The sequence below is a fragment of the Kribbella sp. NPDC055071 genome, assembly GCF_053608045.1.
On record NZ_JBSGUS010000016.1, the window covers coordinates 149,801 to 168,269 of the forward strand.

An 18,469-nucleotide genomic window follows, 5' to 3' on the forward strand; every position below is an offset into this window, starting at 1 on the left:
GTCCAGTCCTCCCATAGGTGCCAGGACCCAGTCTGTCACGACTGCAAGTCGTCTGAGGACTTACGCTGCAGGCGAAGATTGAGGAGGTGGCGAATGGCAGCCACGGACAAGGCGTTGGCGGGTTTGCGGCAGATGATCGCGTCGGGGGAGCTCGGGCCCGGGGCGAAGTTTCCGCCGGAGCCGGAGTTGTGCGACCACCTCGGGGTGTCTCGCAGCTCGTTGCGCGAGGCAACACGCTCGCTCGCCGCGCTCGGCGTGATCGAGTCCCGGCACGGCTCCGGGACGTACGTTTCGGCTCTGGATCCGGCGAAGATCATCAGCCGGTTCTCCCTGTCGGTCCAGCTGATCCCGCTCGAAGGCGTCCTCGAACTGATCGAGGTACGACGGGTGCTCGAGGCCCACGCGACCGCCGCGGCCGCGGCGCGTCAGGACGATGAGCTGGAAGCTCGCCTGAGTGACATCCTCGACCGCCTCGAAGCCACCACCGACGCGACCGAGATCCAGCACCTCGATGCCGAGTTCCACGACGCGATCTGTACGGCGGGCGGCAATCCGACCGTCACCGCCCTCACCGGCGTCATCCGCGGCCGGGGTGGTCACTACCGCATCTTCGAACCCGGCGCCGACTTCGACGCGATCAAACAGACCAGCGACCGCGGCCACCGAGCCATCCTCGCCGCCATCGCGAACCGCGACCCCTCGGCGGCCGCCACCGCAGCGTCCGCGCACATCGCCCAGACCGAACTCTGGCTCCGCGCCCTCCGCCCCGAGCCGCAACCGAACCCCGGATAAGGTTCGGAAATTTCTGTCGACTGTCGAGATCTTGCGTAACTGAAGTCGGCTGCATAACCTCCAAGCACTTCTTCTGGAGGGGGATCCGCTGATGTCCCGTTCACCCCTGCGCCTCACCGCCGTGGCCCTGACCACCGCGCTGCTCGGCGCGCTCCTCACGTCCCAAGCGTCTGCCCATCCGGACCCTCGGGTGACCCGGGCAGGTCTCGATCCGGCCCTCGTGGCCGGGCGGGGCGCGACCGTACCGTTCGTCGAGCAGGAGGCTGAGAATGCCTTCTTCACCGGCGAGACGATCGGGCCGAGCCGCGACGCGTACACGTTGCCGGCCGAGGCTTCCGGGCGTACCGCCGTACGACTGCAAGCCAAGCAGTACGTCGAGTTCACGCTGACCAAAGCCGCGAACGCGCTGACCCTGCGATACAGCATCCCGGACGCACCGACCGGCGGTGGGATCACCGCGCCGCTGGACCTGACGGTCAACGGTCAGCACAAGCGGACGCTGACGCTGACGTCGCAGTACGCCTGGCTGTACGGGATGTATCCGTTCTCCAACGACCCGAACGTCGACCCGACCCCGGGGTGGTGGAAGCCCGAGCCGGACCCGGTCGCCAAGCCGTTCCGTCCGAACCACTTCTACGACGAGCAGCGCGTGCTGCTGGACCGGACCTATCGGGCCGGCGATCGGGTGCGGTTCGCCGTACCCAAGAACACCAACGCTGCTTGGTATGTACTCGACGTCGCCGACTTCGAGCTCGTGAAGGCGCCGCTGCACCAGCCGGCCAGGTCGCTCGACGTGCGGCTCTTCGGCGCCGACCCCACCGGCCGCCACGACGCCGCACCCGCGATCGAACGCACGATCGCGGCCGCGCAGCGGATCGGCTGGTCGGTCTTCATCCCGGCCGGCACGTTCCAGGTGAACCGGCACATCGTTGTCGACAAGGTGACGATCCGTGGCGCCGGCAACTGGTGGACGATCATCAAGGGCAAGGTCCTGCCGCTCGCCGAGCCCGCACCGGACAAGTCCGTGCACAGCGCACCCGGCTTCTACGGCAAGTACGCCGACGCCGGCGGCAGCACCCAGGTCCACCTGTCCGACTTCGCGATCGAGAGCGACGTCCGCGAACGTATCGACACCGACCAGGTCAACGGAATCGGTGGCGCGATCGGCGGCGGCTCGACGATCGAGAACCTCTACCTGCACCACACCAAGGTCGGTATCTGGCTGGACGGCCCGATGGACGGTCTACTGATCCGCAACAACGTCATCACCGACGCGGTCGCCGACGGGATGAACCTGCACCTCGGCGTCTCCAACGTCCGCGCCACCAACAACTTCGTCCGCAACAGCGGCGACGACGGCCTCGCGATGTGGTCGGAGTCGAATCCCGGCGGGCTGGTCAACCACAACAACGTGTACGACCACAACACCGTCCAGACGCCGGTACTCGCGAACGACATCGCCATCTACGGTGGTCGCGACAACGCCGTCACGGACAACCTGGTCGCCGACCCGATCCGCGAAGGCAGCACGCTGCACGCCGGATCGCGGTTCAACGCGACGCCGTTCGAGGGCACGTTGACGTTCGCCCGCAACACCACGGTCCGCGGCGGCCCACGCGATCTCAACTGGGACATCGGTCTCGGCGCCATCTGGCTGTACGCATTGCAGTCCTCGATGTCCGGCACGATCGAGATCACGGACAGTTCGTTCCTGGACTCGACGTACAACGCGATGATGTTCGTGGTCGACTGGCCGGTCAAGGACGACTACGGGATCACGAATGTTGCCGTCCGCAACATCAAGGTCGACGGCACCGGGACCAACGTGGTCAACGCCCGGGTCGGCGGGTGGGCGACGTTCGAGAACGTCGACGCGCGGAACGTCGGGGCTCCGTTCGTCAACAACTGCGGGACGTTCCACTTCAACGGGCCGCCGGAGTTCGACGTACGGCTGCTGGCCGGTAACGACGGCGGCTGGACCGGTGCGACGTGGTGCGAGGACCGCCCCGCCGTCGTACCCCCGCCGCCGCCGTCACCCTGGAGCTGACCGATCCTCAGGCCATCACAATCGACCGGTCTCGGCCGGCTCCCGCGGGGGAGTCACCGGGGTCGGCGATTGTGATGGCCTGGAGCTCCGGAAGGCGAGCATGAGGACGATCGAACCCGTGAGGACGATCGCGGCGGAGACCAGAGCTGCGGTGTGCATGGCGTGGACGAACGAGTCGTTCGCCAGCTTGACCAGGTCGGGGCGACCCAAGGCACCCGCCGCGTGCCGGGTCGCCTCGGCCGACGTACCGGCATCGGCCGGGAGACCGGCCAGCGACGGAGCGATCCGATGCTGGTACGTCGACGAGACGACCGTCCCGATGACGGCGACCCCGAGCACGCTGCCGACCTGACGCAGCGCGTTGTTGACCGCCGACCCGGCGCCGATCCGATCCAGTGGCAAGGTCGCGAGTACGGCGGCCGTGGTCGGCGCCGTGGTCATACCGATGCAGAGGCCGATGACGACACCGACCATGCCGATCCACACCAGCGAGGTGTTGACGTCGTACAGCAGGTTGGTGCCGAAGCAGAGGCTCAGGACGAAGACCGCCGTACCCGAGACCTTGGCGACGCCGAAGCGCGCCGCGAGCCGCGCGCCGAGCTGTGAGCCGACGATCACACCCATTGCCCCGGGCAACGACATGAGGCCGGCCGTGAGGGCACTCATGCCGCGCGCGCCCTGCAGGTAGAAGACGGTGTAGAAGCTCTGGCCGGTCAGGGCGAGGAAGACGACCGCCAAGGCGAAGTTGCCGGCCGCGAAGCGACGATTGCGGAACAGGCGTGGGTCGAAGCTCGGCTGCTCCTCGCGCGCCTCGGAGTAGATGAAGGCGGCGAGCAGGACGAGACCGGCGGCGATACTCGCCCAGACCTGCCAGCGATCCCAGCCGCCCTGGTGGCCGCCGGCGATCAGCCCGTACGACAGACCGAGCAGGCCGAGGGTGGACAGGCCGAGGCCGAGCGGATCCAGGCGACGCCGCTGCGGGCTGCGGGGGTTCGGCAGGACGAGCAGGGCGCCGATCACGCCGAAGGCGACGAGCGGCAGGTTGATCGTGAAGACCGAACCCCACCAGAAGTGGTCGATCAGCAGACCGCCGACCACGGGTCCGACGGCGACGCCGACACCGGCCGACGAACCCCAGACCGCGATCGCGGCGGCCCGGCGTTCCGGCGGGAAGACCCAGCCGATGATCGCCATCGACGGCGGCATGATCAGCGCGCCGCCGAGGCCCATGGCCGCGCGGGCCAGGATCAGGGCGGTCGGGTCGGTGGCCCAGGCGGCCCAGGCCGACGCACCACCGAAGATCAGCAGACCGAGGACGAGCACGGTCCGATGGCCGTAGCGGTCGCCGAGGGCTCCGGCGAGGAAGAGCGCGGTGGCGAACAGGAGCGAATAGATGCCGACGGCCCACTGGAGTTGGCCGGGCGTGGCACCGAGCCCGTGGACGGGGTCGGCGATGCGTTCGAGAGCTATCCCGAGGACGGTCGAGTCGATCCAGATGAGTACGGCCGAGACGACCAGGATCGCGAGAATGCGGCGTTGCCGGCGGGGGTCGATCGTGGACACGAAGTCTCCTATAATTGTCAGGACCCTGACGAGACCTCCATCGTCACCGATTGACAGGAACCTGTCAATCTATGATGCGGACTCCAGCCACTCACCAACCACGAACCCGGCCTCGCCAGGACAAGGTCCTGAGCCTGAGCAGGCGCCCAACCATCCGATTGACGAGTGCCACCGGTCCGCCCCTCCCCCGACCCCGCAGAATGCCCCCCTCCTTCCTTCCCTTGCCCCTCCACGGACCCGGCCCCTCGTTCCCCTCTTCTCTTTCCTTCCTTCCCTTGTCCCTTCAGGGACACGGCAGAATGGGGACCATGGACGCCTACCAGGACGACGGCTGCGTGACGTTTCTTGTCCGGCATGCGTGGCTGAGCATGCGGTCGGCCCTCGCGGAGGTGCTCGACGAGCACGGGCTGTCGGTGCAGCAGTACGGGACGCTGCTGTGCGTGCGGAAGGATCCGGGCCTGACGATCGCCGACGTCGGCCGCGTGGTCGGCACCACCCGGCAGTCCGCGAACGAGTTGGTCACCGGGATGGAGCGTGCCGGCCTGGTCGAGCGCTCGCCGAATCCGAACGACCGCCGGACCCAGCGCCTGAACCTGACCGCCGCGGGGGCGCGGAAGCTCGACGAGGCCACACCGGCGATCCGGAAGCTCGAGGACGAGCTCGAGGCGTCGTTCAGCCAGACCGATCGGGACAACGCGCGCGCCTGGCTGACGCGCATGGTGGAGACCGCCGGCGGTTAAGGTCGAGGGCATGCGCGCACACGCTGAGCGGTTGACCGGCCTCGGTACGACGATCTTCGCCGAGATGTCGGCACTCGCGGTGGCGACCCGGTCGATCAACCTCGGCCAAGGGTTCCCCGACACCGATGGACCTGACTCGTTGCTCGAGGATGCGATCGCGGCGATCCGCGCCGGCGCGAACCAGTACCCGCCCGCGCGTGGGGTGCCCTCGCTGCGGCAGGCGATCGTCGACCATCAGAAGCGGTTCTACGGGCTTTCGTACGACCCGGACACGCAGGTGCTCGTCACCACCGGTGCCACCGAGGCGATCGCGGCCGCCCTGCTCGCCTTCGTCGAGCCGGGCGACGAGGTGATCGCGCTCGAGCCGTACTACGACTCGTACGCGGCCGGGATCGCGTTCGCCGGGGGTCGGCGGGTGCCGGTGACGTTGCGGGCGCCGTCGTACCGGCTTGATCTGGACGAGCTACGGGCCGCGGTCACGGCGCGGACGAAGGTGCTGCTGATCAACTCACCACACAACCCGACCGGCACCGTTCTCACGGACGAGGAGCTGCGCGGGATCAGCTCGCTGGCGGTGGAGCGCGATCTCGTCGTCATCACGGACGAGGTCTACGAACACCTCGTGTACGACGGACTCCAGCACCGGCCGTTGGCGTCGTACGACGGGATGGCCGAGCGGACCGTGTCGATCAGTAGCGCTGGTAAGACCTTTGCCGTCACGGGGTGGAAGATCGGGTGGGTCACCGGGTCGGCCGAGGTGGTGACTGCGGTGGCGACGGCCAAGCAGTTCCTCACGTTCACGTCCGGGGCGCCGTTCCAGCCCGCCGTCGCGCATGCACTTGCCTTAGGCAACGACTACTTCGACGCCCTCTGCGCCGACCTCCAGTCCCGCCGCGACCTGCTCTCCGACGGCCTGGCCGAGCTGGGCTTCGAAGTCCACCGCCCCCAAGGCACCTACTTCGTCACCACCGACATCCGCCCCCTCGGCCACACCGACGGCATCACCTTCTGCCGCGAACTCCCCGAACGCACCGGCGTAGTAGCCATCCCCCACCAAGTCTTCTACGACAACCCCGACCCCGGCCGCCCCCTGGTCCGCTGGGCCTTCTGCAAACAACCCACAATCCTCCACCAAGCCCTGACCCGCCTCCAAAAACTCTGACCCAGCGAGGCTGTGAATGGTGCGCGACATGGCCCGGTGGAGTGTGAGAGACTGGTCGTAGCTCGCCACGCGCTGCCTGGTGAGAAGTGAAGCTGGGATTCCCTCCGGATGAAGGGCCCCAGCTTTCGCGTTTCATCGGATCGGCACGTGATGAACCTCAACCAGATCCGAGAGGGTCAGGAGCCACCGGGGTTCGCCCAGCTGCGCGGACGTGACAGCCCCTGCTACGACGTCAGGAAGCCAAAGCATCGGCTCCTGCAGCGGCCGCCCGAACTCGATGAACGGCCGGTGAGACACCAGACCTTTGCGGCGAGCGCTGTCGATCACGGGTGACAAGCGCGAGCTGGCGTGACACAATGCGATCAGCTCACGGGCGCTGCTCGATCGAGAAGTGAGGCTGGGAACCCCTCCGGAGGGTGGGACCCAGCCTTCGCGCTGTCTAGCGCACGACGACATCGTGCCGTGTGAGGATCTCCGCCATCGCGAGCATCCACCGCGGCTCCCCGAAGTTGGCAGCCGTCACCGCCCCGGCAATGGCGTCCGGGATCCAGAGCATCGGATCATCCTTCGGCCGAGCAAAACGAACCACGAGGTTGCTTGGCACGACGCCCTTGGTGCGCGCACTGTCGACCAGCCTGATGTCCCGGCGGTCGGGGACCGCGGACCGCGACTCGAGCCAGACGTCGCCTACGCCGAACGCGGCCAGCTCGTGCAGCAACCGCTCCAGGCAGCATCGCCGAGCGCGTTCCTGCTTCGGACCGTGCAAGGGCGAGCCGACGACCACGATCGCGGCCAGGTCGACACTCGCGATCAGCGCCGCGATCTCGTCCCGGCGCTTCGCCGGCTCTTTGGCCCAGTGCAACCGACCGTTACGTCGCACGGTGAGCGCCCGGAGCCGATCCCTCACATCGGGACATTCGGCAGGATCTGCCACAACTGCTGCCATCGTGTAGGTCCCGTCTTTGCCCGGGCAGTCGACGACGATCGACTCGTCGACCCAGGCGGCCAGGGTGAATTCGGGGGGAGGGTGGCTTGGCACTCACGGATTGTGCACGAATCCGGTAGGTGATGCGTCGCGTTGTCCACAGGTTTTGTGGGGCAGGTGGGGGCAGATGGGTGGGGCAGGGGGTGGCCTGGTCAGCGGGGGTGGAACCAGTGTTTGGTGGGGGATTGGAGCATGAGGGTCAGGAGGGTGGCGTGGATGGCTAGGCCTAGGAGGCTGGCGGGGAGGGCCATGATGCCGCCGGCTATGCCCATGGCGGCTACGGCTATGAGGAGGTACCGGGACCAGGGGCGGCGCTTGCGGAGGTAGAGGGCTGGGAGGGTGTAGAGGACGGCGCAGAACATCGCGGCGGCTACGGCGGCGGGCTGGTTGTCCTTGGAGCCGGTGAGGACCTCGGAGATTTGTTCGCCGGCCGACGTGACGGTCAGGGCGGCCAGGAGTACGCAGAGGGCGCCCAGGCCCAGGGAGATGACCGACGCGATGGTGACCTGCTTCGGCGGGGCCTGCGGGTAGGCGCGGGCGCCGTACACACCGCTGTAGGCGCCGGGACGACCACCGTACGGCGGCTGCACAGGCGGCACCGGGGGAACGGACGGACCGCCGAAGACACCTCGGTACGGACCGGGCCTGTCCTCAGTCGGATCGCTGCCGTGCGGATCGCTCATGCGGTGATGTGTTCCTTCCAGCTGTCCCCAGCCTCGATCCTCCCAGACCCACCAAACCACACCCCAGAAAGACAGGCAGACAACAGCCGGGCCTGGTGTGGACCAGGCCCGGCTGTTGAGCTCGTCGGTCAGACGGGGGTTACTTCCAGGGCGTCCTTGGACTCGTTGAGGGTCACCTTGACGGTTTCCCCGTCGCGGACGGTGCCGTTCAGGATGCCGCGGGCGAGCTCGTCGCCGATCGCGGACTGCACGAGCCGCCGGAGCGGGCGAGCGCCGTACACGGGGTCGTACCCGGTCATGGCGAGCCACTCCATCGCGCCTTCGTCGACGTCCAGGGTGATCCGGCGGTCGACCAGTCGACGCTGCAGCGCCTTGATCTGCAGAGCGACGATCTGGGTCAGCTCCTCGGTGCCGAGCGCGTCGAACAGCACGATCTCGTCGAGCCGGTTGATGAACTCCGGCTTGAACGACTGCCGGACGACGGCCATCACCTGGTCACGCTTCACCTTGTCGTCCAGCGCCATGTCGGCCAGGTACGCCGAGCCCAGGTTGCTGGTCAGGATCAGGATCACGTTGCGGAAGTCGACCGTACGACCCTGGCCGTCGGTCAGCCGACCGTCGTCCAGCACCTGCAGCAGGATGTCGAAGACCTCCGGGTGGGCCTTCTCGACCTCGTCGAGCAGGATCACCGAGTACGGGCGCCGCCGGACGGCCTCGGTGAGCTGGCCACCCTCTTCGTACCCGACGTAGCCGGGAGGAGCACCGACGAGCCGCGAGACGCTGTGCTTCTCGCCGTACTCCGACATGTCGATCCGGACCATCGCCCGCTCGTCGTCGAACAGGAAGTCCGCCAACGCCTTCGCCAGCTCCGTCTTACCGACACCCGTCGGACCGAGGAACAGGAACGACCCGGTCGGTCGATCCGGATCCGAGATGCCCGCCCGCGCTCGCCGGACAGCGTCCGAAACGGCCTTGACCGCTTCCCGCTGACCGATCAGGCGGCGGCCCAGCTCGTCCTCCATCCGCAGCAGCTTGCCGGTCTCGCCCTCGAGCAGCCGGCCGGTCGGGATGCCGGTCCACATCGCGATCACCTCGGCGATCTCGGTCGGGCCGACCTCCTCGTTCACCATCGCGTCGGGGCCGTCGACGACCTCGGGCTCGGCCGAGGCCTCCTCCAGCTCCTTGGTGAGCTCGGGGATGTCGCCGTACAGGATCTTGGAGGCGGTCTCGAAGTCGCCTTCGCGCTGGGCCCGCTCGGCCTGGCCACGGAGCTCGTCGATCCGCTCCTTGACCTCACCGATCCGGTTCAGGCCGGACTTCTCCTTCTCCCAGCGAGCCTCGAGCGCGCGCAGCTCCTCCTGACGGTCGGCCAGGTCGGCACGCAGCCGCCCGAGCCGCTCCTGCGACGAGGCGTCCTCCTCGCGGGACAGCGCGAGCTCCTCCATCTTCAGGCGGTCGACGGTCCGGCGGAGCGAGTCGATCTCGACCGGGGACGAGTCGATCTCCATCCGCAGCCGCGACGCGGCCTCGTCGACCAGGTCGATCGCCTTGTCCGGCAACTGGCGGCCGGTGATGTACCGGTTCGAGAGGGTTGCCGCCGCGACCAACGCACTGTCGGAGATGGCCACCTTGTGGTGCGCCTCGTACCGCTCCTTCAGCCCACGCAGGATCGCGATGGAGTCCTCGACGGAGGGCTCACCGACGAAGACCTGCTGGAACCGGCGCTCCAGCGCAGGGTCCTTCTCGATCCGGGTCCGGTACTCGTCGAGGGTGGTCGCACCGATCATCCGGAGCTCACCGCGCGCGAGCATCGGCTTCAGCATGTTGCCCGCATCCATCGCGCCTTCACCGGTCGCGCCGGCGCCGACAACGGTGTGCAGCTCGTCGATGAAGGTGATGATCTGACCGTCGGACTCCTTGATCTCGGTCAGCACGGCCTTCAGCCGCTCCTCGAACTCGCCGCGGTACTTCGCACCGGCGACCATCGCCCCGAGGTCGAGGCTGATCAGCCGGCGGCCACGCAGCGACTCGGGCACGTCTCCGGCCACGATCCGCTGGGCCAGCCCCTCGACGACGGCGGTCTTGCCGACGCCGGGCTCACCGATCAGGACAGGGTTGTTCTTCGTACGACGGGACAGCACCTGGACCACCCGACGAATCTCGGAGTCGCGGCCGATCACCGGGTCGAGCTTGCCGTCCTTGGCCCGCTCGGTCAGGTCGACGCCGTACTTCTCCAGGGTCTTCGTGGTTCCTTCGGCCTCCGGCGAGGTGATCCGGCGGTTGCCGCGCATCTGGTCGAACGCCTGCAGGAGCGCGTTCGCGGTCACCCCGAGGGCCGACTTCGCGACGCCGTCGACCGTGGCGAGCGCGATCAGCAGGTGCTCGGTCGAGACATACTCGTCCCCGAGCCCCAGCGCGCGCTGCTCCGCCTGGTTCAGCACTTCGCCCGTCTTCGGTGACAGGCTCGGTGCCTGCACGCTCCCGCCACTCGCCTTCGGCAGCCGGCTCAGCTGCTCGGCGGTCTTGCGTCGTACGGCGTCGACGTCACCACCGGCCGCCTCGAGGAGACTCACAGTGGTCCCCTCCGGCTGCGCGAGCAGCCCCGACAGCAGGTGTATCGGTTCCACGGTCGGGTTGCCCGCCGCGGAGGTCTGACGGATCGCGACCGACAGGGTTTCCCGGGCCAGCGTCGTCAACCGCTGAACATCCATCGAGTTTCCAACCTTTCAAGCTCACAGAACAGGACTCACAGAAGACAACCTATCCAGACTTGAGTGCATTCCACTCAACTCTGAGAAATATCCGGGACATCTCAGGGTCCAGCTCCGCCCTCACCACTAGTTGTATCCGTTTTGGCACCCTCGGCCACCACCGATCGAGGACCTGTGGACAAGCGTCAGGGGGTGGCGCCCACCGGCGCCACCCCCTTCGGGCAGCCCAAAGATCACTGCAGGACGAAGCTCAGTACTGGTACGCGCCGGAGTCCCAGCTGGTCAGGCCCGTGAGCAGCTTGTCGGCCAGGTCGTAGGCATAGCCGGACTTCTCCGCGCGACCGATGGCTGGACTGCCGGTCTTCAGGCGGAGGTCGGTGGTCCAGACGGGATCAGCCCGCACCGAGTGCGGGCCGAGCGTGAACTGGTAGACGCTGCCCTGGTAGACCCCACGGTCCTCATCAGCGGCGTCGGCCGGGTTGCCGGTGTCGAAGGAATCGTCGTACCCGACCTTCTTGCCGACCTTCACGATGTTGTTGCGCAGCTTCAGGATGCCCGGGCCGCAGCCGGCGTCGCAGCTCCAGCCGTCGCCGTTCGGCAGGTTGACGGAGTTGTTGATCGCAAGCGTCCGCCGTACCGGACCGATCTGGCTCTGGGCGCCGCGGGTGATCAGGAAGGTGCCGGACGGTTTGGTCGACGTGACGGTGTTGTAGGCGAACACGTTGTCGTCGGCGGTCTTGCCCTCCTCGTGGCCGAGCTCGGTGAAGGTGTCGTTGTCGGCGGTCTTGTTGTACTCGACGTGGTTGCGGTTGCCGTTGAAGATCTCGACCGCGCCGCCGTCGTACCCGTAGTCGTGGCTGGTGTGGAAGCTGCCGGTGATCGTGTTGTGCTGGATCGTGTTGTCGTCACCGTGCACCAGGATCCCGAACGCGCCGGAGTCGTCGTCGGGATGGGTGTCGTCGTCGACGCTCATCTTGTTGTTGTCGACGATCGTGCTCCAGTGGATCGTGTTCGCGTTCGAGCCGTCGACGATCGAGATACCGGCGACGTTGTTGTCTGCCTGGACAGTGTCGAGCTCGATGCGCTGACCCCAGAGCTCGAAGCCGGCCCAGTTGCATCCGCTCGCGCGCAGGTCGCCGATGAAGACGTCCGAGCCGGTCACGTTCACACACGTGAGCACCGGGCCGCCGATCTTCGGCAACGCGCCGGATCCGTAGGCGCCGACCGTGATGCCGTCGTCCGACAGCTCGAGCGTGCCGGTCCAGGAAGCCCCACGTTTGAAGAGGATCCGGTCACCGGCAGTGAATCCGGACCCGTTGACCTTGGCGAGACTCTTCCACGCCGTACCGGGGTCTTTGCCCGAGTTCGAGTCTTTGCCCGCGGAGGCGTCGATGTAGTAGGTGGTCGCGGCCGGCGCGGCGTACGCGATTCCGGCGGAGCTGAGGAGAAGGGCGGTGGTCAGTACTGCGGTTGGCTTCTGCACAGGGTCCTCGTTCTGAACGGGGGTGGCAGCGGCGTCGCAGATATTTTTCAGCCTGGCACTACAGGCAGTCAATGACTACCGACCGGCCGAAACCAGACCCGCGTCGTAGGCCAGAATGACGGCCTGGACCCGGTCCCGGAGTCCGGTTTTGGTCAGCATCCGGCTGACGTGGGTCTTGACGGTGTGCTCGGTCAGGTGCAGTTCGGCCGCGATCTCGGCGTTCGAGTTGCCCTTGGCAACCAATTCCAGGACCTCCCGCTCGCGCGCGGTCAGGACGTCGAGCCGCGCGGCCACGGCCGGGTCGAGCCGGGTGTCGGCGAACCGGTCGATCAGCCGCCGCGTCACCGGTGGCGCGAGCAGCGCATCGCCGGCCGCGATCACCCGGACCGCGTTGATCAGCTCGTCCCGCGACGACCGCTTCAGCAGGAACCCACTCGCCCCGGCCCGGAGCGCGTCGTACACGTACTCGTCCAGGTCGAACGTCGTGAGGATCAGCACCTTCGGACCGCCGGCCAACCGCCGGGTCGCCTCGATCCCGTCCATCACCGGCATCCGCACATCCATCAGCACCACGGCAAGATCCAGTACGGCGGACGCCTGGCGGACCGCGTCGGCACCGTCGACCGCCTGGGCAACGACCTGGATATCCGGCTGCCCGTCCAGGATCATCGAGATCCCGTCCCGGACCAGATCCTGATCGTCGACCACCATCACCTTGATCACTTGGCGTCTCCCAGCGGGATCCAGCCCTTGATCACGGTGCCGGCGCCGGGTGCGGTCTCGATGTCCAGCGTGCCGTGGTGGACCCGGACGCGCTCGCCCATCCCGGTCAGGCCGTGCCGGCCACCCTTACGCGCGGCGGCCGGCTCGAATCCCGCACCGTCGTCGGCAACCGCCACCGCGATCCCGTCGTCGCTGATCTCCACCGTCACCCGCACTCTCGTCGCCTTCGCGTGCCGCACCGCGTTGGTCAGTCCCTCCTGCACCAGACGGTACGCGGTCAGCTGATGCCCCTCCGGCGGCGCAGCCGTGTTGCCGACCAACTCCAGCTCGACCGGGAGCTGCTCGGACGACACGTCATTCACAAGCTGGCGCAGATCCCCGAGCCCGGGCTGCGGTGCCAACTGCGGATCGGGTACGCCGCCCTCGTCCCGCAACGCCGACAGCAGCCGATCCAGCTCGCCCAGCGCCCGCCGCCCCGCATCGCCGATCCGCTGATAGCCGGCCAGTACGTCGGCCTCCCCGCGCTGGACCAGGTCCGGGCCGGTCTCGGCCTGAATCACCATCAGGTTCACGGCATGCGCCACCACATCGTGCAAGTCGCGCGCGATGATGGACCGCTCGGTCAGCACCACCTGCTCGGCCTCGCGCTCGACTGCCTCCTCCTCCAACTCGGCCTCACGGGCGGCCGCTTGCCGGTTCCGCGCGTACAACCGGACGGCAATCCCGGCGCAGACCGGCACCAGCAGGCTGAGCGAGAGGCTGATCGGCCATTGCCGATCCACGATGGTGGCGTAGACGTCCCAGCCCTGGCTGTCGATCCGGGGGAAGATGACACTCATCTGCGGATACCGGATCCGGTCCGCGAACACCGCCAGCGCCGCCAGAATCAGAACCGCCGTCGGCACCGACCACTTCAGCGGCGGGCGAGCCGTGCCCAGCGAATACAGCGCGAGGGACAGGGCGAACAACATCGCCCACAGCTCATTGGTCTGCCAGTACGAGACCAAGGCGGCGACCCCCAGAACCACGGCCGGGATGGCCGGCCATCGTCGTCGTACGGCGAGAGTCAGCGGCGTGTAGACCAGGATCCACGGCATCCAGCGGGGCGCGGTCCACCACTCTCCGTGCGCCTTCTCCGCCCAGATCTCGATCAGGACCAGAGAGCTCAGCCCCAGCCCGATCAGGGCGTCGACCCGCAGCGCGTCGGCCTTGCCGAAGACGGCTGCGAGCAGGTCCTCCACGCGCTGACGAGTCGTCTGTCGGCCCCATCGCCACCGAGCGATCACGACGACGACCACCCAGACGATCAGGACGGCTGCGATCCGCCATCGCCAACCCACCCAGCCCAGACGGGTCCACACGCCCCGGCCGAATCCGGTGTAGTCGTCGAGCCCGTCGGCGAGAAGCGGCAGCGCTGCGGCCACCCCGGCCAGGACGAAGCAAGTGATCGTGCCCCAGCGCGGCAGCACCGTCCAGGCGGCCAGCAGAGAGGCGGCCAGCAACGGCCAGGCGATTTCGCCGACCGTCACGGACCAGATGTACGCGCCGGCGAACAGAGCGGTCAGAGCGAGGACGGGATTGATCCGCCGGATCGCGAGCGTCAACGGGGTCAGGACGATGAAGCCGGCGAGGACCAGCGGCGCATCGACCCAGTGACCGGACTCGAGGACGAGCCACACCTGGGTCACCGCGGTAGCCACCACCGCGAGGGCGACATCCGGCCAGGTGATCCGCGCGGCGCCGCCCGATCGCAAGGTAGGCAGCCTGAAAGCCGGCAGCAGTCGTCCCGTCACGCATCCATTCTGCGGCCCACGGGGCCTTTGTGCCGTCACTCTCAGGAGTGACACCGGGGTCATCCGAAAGAGCGGCCGAGGTCGGTACGACGTCCCTCGCGGCAGGGATCCCAGTTGGCTCTCAGCGGCGATGTGCCGGTACCGGGGTCACCGGGAGGGTCGAAGACATGACGATCGACCTTGTTTCACAGCGGGTCCGGCGGCCGGTGCCGACGCGGATTCTGGTGCTGACGGCAACGATGTTGCCGATTCTCTGTTTGCTGGTGTGGCATCCCTGGAACAACACCATGGGCGACCTGAGGGTGTACTTCGCGGCAGCCCGTGGGCTCGTCGACGGGCAGGACATCTACACGGTGCACCGCAACTACCCGGGGATGGGACTCGGGTTCACCTATCCGCCGTTCGCAGCGCTGGTGTTCGCACCCCTCGCGGTCGGGCTGCCGTTCGCCCGCGTAGCGATCACGCTGGCGTCCGCTGCGTCTCTGCTGGTGATCGGCTGGACGACGGCGAAGGCTCTGCGCTGGCCGCCGATCGCAGCGATCGCGATCGCGTTCAGTGCCTTGGTCCTCGAGCCGGTGTGGTCGACGTTCGGACTCGGCCAGATCAACATCGTGCTGGTGGCCCTGCTGATGCTGGATCTGGTCGGCCCGATGCCGCACCGGTTCCGCGGGGTCCTGGTCGGGGTTGCCACCGGCATCAAACTGACGCCGGGCATCTTCATCCTGTTCCTGCTGGTGACGAAGCGCTTCCGCGAGGCAGCGATCGCGGCCGGTACGACGGCGGCCACCATGCTGCTCGCCTTCATCGTGATGCCGAGGGCAACGATCGACTTCTGGACCAAGTACGTCTTCGACCCGGACCGTCCGGGTCCGGCGCACTACATCAGCAACCAGTCACTGCGCGGCGCGATCGCCCGGGTGACCCACGGCTCGGCCGCGACCATGCCCCTATGGTTGCTTGCGGCAACTGTCGTCGGCATCGCGGGACTGCTGATCGCCCGCCGGCTGTACGACCGGGGCCTGTCCTTCGAGGCGGTGATCGTCACCGCACTGACCGGTCTCCTGGTCTCGCCCATCTCCTGGACAGGTCACTGGGTCTGGATCGTGCCCGCGATCGCGGTCCTGTGGTCGCACCGATCCAGGTTGATCTCGTGGCGTACGGCGTACTCGGCCTTGATCACTGCAGTGTTCGTAACCGGTCTGCCGTGGTGGCTACCGTTCGCCCACGACCAGGAGTTCAACTACAACGCCGCGCAGACCGTGGTCGCCAACGCGTATCTCCTGTGTGCGCTGTTCCTGATGGGAGCCGGCTACCTGCTTCAGCCGGTGAACTCCGAGGCACGGAGACGATAGACCTGCAGATTCAGGTCGTAGTACTTGTCGGTCTCGCCGACCCACTCCATGCCGAGACGACGGGCCGTCGCGATCGCGCGCTTGTTGTTCGGGCGGGCGACCGCGAACAGCTCGTCGACCGCACCCTCCTTGAAGGCCCACCGCATCAGCGCGCGGCTCGCCTCGGTCGCGTAGCCGTGACCCCAGGCGCTCGGCCGCAACTGCCAGCCGATCTCCAGGTCTTCCTCGTACGGCGGAAGCAGGCGGATCAGCAATGCGCCGACAACCTCGCCGGTGTCGCTGCGGGCGACCGCCCAGCGGCCGGCCGGTACGACGAAGTTCGGCTGGGCCTCGATCCAGGCCTGCAGGACGAGCCGCATACTGGCCGCATCCGGGACCTTGTCGATCGCCGGGGAGAGCCAGGGCGCCACATCGGCCGAGCCGTAGATCTCCAGCGCGGCGTCGGCGTCGTCTTCTTCCCAGTCCCGGATGAGCAACCGGTCTGTCTGCAGACTGAGGGTCACTGTGTAAGCGTATGCGGTTGTCGCCCGCAGACAACACGTCAAGCAGATGAACGCGGTGACAGAGAAGACCGCAGGGCGGTCCTGAAACGGACCACCCTGCGGGGGCCGAAGGGCGCCGGGGGAAGCGCGCCTTCGGCTGTGGAGGCACGTCGGGGGGACGACGGCCTCCACCGGACCGGAGGCTCCGAGGGGTGGGTTTCGGAGCGCTCCGGTGGTCGTTGGAGCCGAACTCAGGTGCGAGCGGCTGACCCGTGGCCGGTGTGGCGGGCGCCGGTCAGCGCGGACCCAGCTCGAGAGGCTGTGTCCGGATCCAGCGCGTCGTCGTCTGCTGCCGACCCATGGCGATCACATCGCCTGCCGGACCGGCGGAGAAGACCCGGCTGTTGCTGCTCTGCCGGGACACACCGACGCCACGCTGAACTTCTGCCAGTAGCTGGTTGACCCGCGTCCGCAGGCCTTCCACTTCCGACTGTAGCGCGAGAATGTGCCGAATTCCCGCGAGGTTGATGCCCTCTTCCTGGGACAGGTGCTGCACGTAGCGAAGCCTCGCCACGTCGTGCGCGGAGTACCGCCGGCCCCGGCCGGACGCCCGGCTCGGCGTGACCAATCCGAGCCGGTCGTACTGGCGCAGGGTCTGCGGGTGCATGCCGGCCAGCTGGGCCGCCACCGAGATCACGTAGATCGGGGTGCGGTCGTCCCAGGTCGGCGCCTGATTGAACGGGACGCCCATCAGGAGCTCCCGAACAACCCGGCCCGCAGGTCTGGGTGCTCAGATGCCGAGTTGAACTCCTGCAGCTTGGCGCGCTGCTCGTCGGTCAACTCGTGCGGCACCTGCACCTCGATCGTGAGCAGGAGGTCGCCCTTCGAACCGTCCCGCCGGACCGACCCCTTGCCACGGACGCGCAGCTTGCTGCCGTTCGCCGTACCAGCGGGGATCCGGACCGTGACGGGCATGCCGTCCAGCGTCGGGACCTTGATCTCGGCGCCCAGCGCGGCCTCGGTGAAGCTCACCGGGACGTTCAGCGTCAGGTGCTCGCCCTGACGGCCGAAGATCCGGTGCGTGTGCACGTGCACGGTGACGTAGAGGTCGCCCGAGGGGCCACCGCGCTCGCCGGCCGCGCCCTTGCCCTTCAGCCGGATCCGCTGACCGTCCTGCACGCCCGCGGGGATGCGGACCTGCATGGTCTTGCTCGACTGGCCGCGACCGGAGCCGTGGCAGGTCTCGCACGGCTCGTCGACGACCAGACCGCGACCCTTGCACTCGGTGCACGGCTCGGTCATCGCGAACACGCCACCCTGGACCGACGTCTGCATCCCGGTGCCTTCGCACTTGAGGCAGACCTTCGGCACCGTGCCGTACTTCGCGCCGGTCCCCCGGCAGGTCTTGCACGGCTCGTCGCTGGTCATCCGCAGCGCGACGGTGACGCCGTTCACCGCTTCGGCGAACTCGATCGACGCCTCGGTCTCGATGTCCGCGCCGCGCCGTGGCCGGGCCGTCGACGTGGTCGTGGTCCTGCCACCGCCGCCGAACATGCCGCCGAGGATGTCGCCGAGGCCACCACCGGCACCGCCGGCCGTGCCGCCACCGCGGTTGAAGAGATCGCCGACGTCGAAGTTGAATCCGCCGCCGCCCTGACCGCTGCCACCCGGCATCCGGAAGCCGCCGCTGCCGAACAGCCGGCGTGCCTCGTCGTACTCCTTGCGCTTCTTGGGGTCACCGACGACGTCGTACGCCTCGGAGACCTCCTTGAACTTGGCCTCCGCGGAGGCGTCACCCTGATTGGAGTCCGGGTGGTACTTCCGCGCCAGCTTGCGGTAGGACTTCTTGATCTCGTCCTGTTCGGCGGTCTTGGAGACGCCGAGAACCTTGTAGAAGTCCTTCTCGATCCAGTCCTTCGTACTCATCCGGCGCCTCCCCTCCAGTCGTGTGAA

At 67.8% G+C, this 18,469-nt stretch carries 15 protein-coding genes; 5 read left to right on the plus strand and 10 right to left on the minus strand.

Going from position 1 to position 18,469, the window contains the following annotated elements:
* Nucleotides 1-93: 93 nt before the first annotated feature.
* Nucleotides 94-792 carry a FadR/GntR family transcriptional regulator gene (locus ACWF4Z_RS25890; RefSeq protein WP_452245729.1) on the plus strand — a complete coding sequence of 233 codons (699 nt, stop codon included), beginning with the start codon at nucleotides 94-96 and terminating at the stop codon, nucleotides 790-792.
* A 91-nt stretch (nucleotides 793-883) separates the two neighbouring features.
* Nucleotides 884-2,839, plus strand: a complete 1,956-nt coding sequence (locus ACWF4Z_RS25895; RefSeq protein WP_452245730.1) for a glycosyl hydrolase family 28-related protein — start codon at nucleotides 884-886, stop codon at nucleotides 2,837-2,839.
* 15 nt (nucleotides 2,840-2,854) lie between these two features.
* Here ACWF4Z_RS25895 and ACWF4Z_RS25900 read toward each other — a convergent pair whose 3' ends face one another.
* Entirely contained in the window at nucleotides 2,855-4,402 is a 1,548-nt protein-coding gene (locus ACWF4Z_RS25900; RefSeq protein WP_452245731.1) for an MFS transporter, read from the minus strand.
* Nucleotides 4,403-4,710: 308 nt separating this feature from the next.
* Here ACWF4Z_RS25900 and ACWF4Z_RS25905 point away from each other — a divergent pair, with 308 nt between their 5' ends.
* Both ACWF4Z_RS25905 and ACWF4Z_RS25910 read left to right on the plus strand, forming a co-directional pair.
* On the plus strand, nucleotides 4,711-5,142 hold the full coding sequence (locus tag ACWF4Z_RS25905) for a MarR family winged helix-turn-helix transcriptional regulator (RefSeq protein ID WP_452245732.1): 432 nt from the start codon (nucleotides 4,711-4,713) through the stop codon (nucleotides 5,140-5,142).
* A gap of 10 nt (nucleotides 5,143-5,152) precedes the next feature.
* Nucleotides 5,153-6,304, plus strand: a complete 1,152-nt coding sequence (locus ACWF4Z_RS25910) for a pyridoxal phosphate-dependent aminotransferase (protein WP_452245733.1) — start codon at nucleotides 5,153-5,155, stop codon at nucleotides 6,302-6,304.
* Nucleotides 6,305-6,743: 439 nt separating this feature from the next.
* Here the strand turns inward: ACWF4Z_RS25910 and ACWF4Z_RS25915 are convergent, their stop codons facing one another.
* The 6 genes from ACWF4Z_RS25915 to ACWF4Z_RS25940 form a co-directional block, all read right to left on the minus strand.
* Complete coding sequence (locus ACWF4Z_RS25915; protein ID WP_452245734.1) at nucleotides 6,744-7,343, minus strand: hypothetical protein; 600 nt, start codon at nucleotides 7,341-7,343, stop codon at nucleotides 6,744-6,746.
* Between the two features lie 98 nt (nucleotides 7,344-7,441).
* Nucleotides 7,442-7,972 carry a hypothetical protein gene (locus ACWF4Z_RS25920; protein ID WP_452245735.1) on the minus strand — a complete coding sequence of 177 codons (531 nt, stop codon included), beginning with the start codon at nucleotides 7,970-7,972 and terminating at the stop codon, nucleotides 7,442-7,444.
* Between the two features lie 128 nt (nucleotides 7,973-8,100).
* Nucleotides 8,101-10,683, minus strand: coding sequence for an ATP-dependent chaperone ClpB (clpB, locus tag ACWF4Z_RS25925; RefSeq protein WP_452245736.1), 2,583 nt, complete (start codon nucleotides 10,681-10,683; stop codon nucleotides 8,101-8,103).
* Between the two features lie 250 nt (nucleotides 10,684-10,933).
* Nucleotides 10,934-12,166 carry a hypothetical protein gene (locus tag ACWF4Z_RS25930; RefSeq protein WP_452245737.1) on the minus strand — a complete coding sequence of 411 codons (1,233 nt, stop codon included), beginning with the start codon at nucleotides 12,164-12,166 and terminating at the stop codon, nucleotides 10,934-10,936.
* A gap of 75 nt (nucleotides 12,167-12,241) precedes the next feature.
* Nucleotides 12,242-12,889 carry a response regulator gene (locus ACWF4Z_RS25935; RefSeq protein WP_452245738.1) on the minus strand — a complete coding sequence of 216 codons (648 nt, stop codon included), beginning with the start codon at nucleotides 12,887-12,889 and terminating at the stop codon, nucleotides 12,242-12,244.
* Nucleotides 12,886-14,682, minus strand: coding sequence for an ATP-binding protein (locus ACWF4Z_RS25940; RefSeq protein WP_452245739.1), 1,797 nt, complete (start codon nucleotides 14,680-14,682; stop codon nucleotides 12,886-12,888). Before ACWF4Z_RS25940 ends, ACWF4Z_RS25935 begins: the two co-directional genes overlap by 4 nt.
* A 167-nt stretch (nucleotides 14,683-14,849) precedes the next feature.
* On the opposite strand from ACWF4Z_RS25940, the gene ACWF4Z_RS25945 reads away from it, so the two are divergent.
* The gene (locus ACWF4Z_RS25945) at nucleotides 14,850-16,034 is read left to right on the plus strand and encodes a glycosyltransferase 87 family protein (protein ID WP_452245740.1); all 1,185 of its coding nucleotides are present in this window, start codon (nucleotides 14,850-14,852) and stop codon (nucleotides 16,032-16,034) included.
* Here the strand turns inward: ACWF4Z_RS25945 and ACWF4Z_RS25950 are convergent.
* The 3 genes from ACWF4Z_RS25950 to dnaJ all read right to left on the minus strand — a co-directional run bounded on the left by ACWF4Z_RS25950 (nucleotide 16,001) and on the right by dnaJ (nucleotide 18,442).
* A complete protein-coding gene (locus tag ACWF4Z_RS25950) occupies nucleotides 16,001-16,537 on the minus strand; it encodes a GNAT family N-acetyltransferase (protein ID WP_452245741.1) in 537 nt (178 codons plus the stop codon). The genes ACWF4Z_RS25945 and ACWF4Z_RS25950 overlap by 34 nt on opposite strands.
* Before the next feature lie 274 nt (nucleotides 16,538-16,811).
* On the minus strand, nucleotides 16,812-17,267 hold the full coding sequence (locus ACWF4Z_RS25955) for a heat shock protein transcriptional repressor HspR (protein WP_452245742.1): 456 nt from the start codon (nucleotides 17,265-17,267) through the stop codon (nucleotides 16,812-16,814).
* Nucleotides 17,267-18,442 carry a molecular chaperone DnaJ gene (gene dnaJ, locus ACWF4Z_RS25960; RefSeq protein WP_452245743.1) on the minus strand — a complete coding sequence of 392 codons (1,176 nt, stop codon included), beginning with the start codon at nucleotides 18,440-18,442 and terminating at the stop codon, nucleotides 17,267-17,269. Before dnaJ ends, ACWF4Z_RS25955 begins: the two co-directional genes overlap by 1 nt.
* Nucleotides 18,443-18,469: the final 27 nt, after the last annotated feature.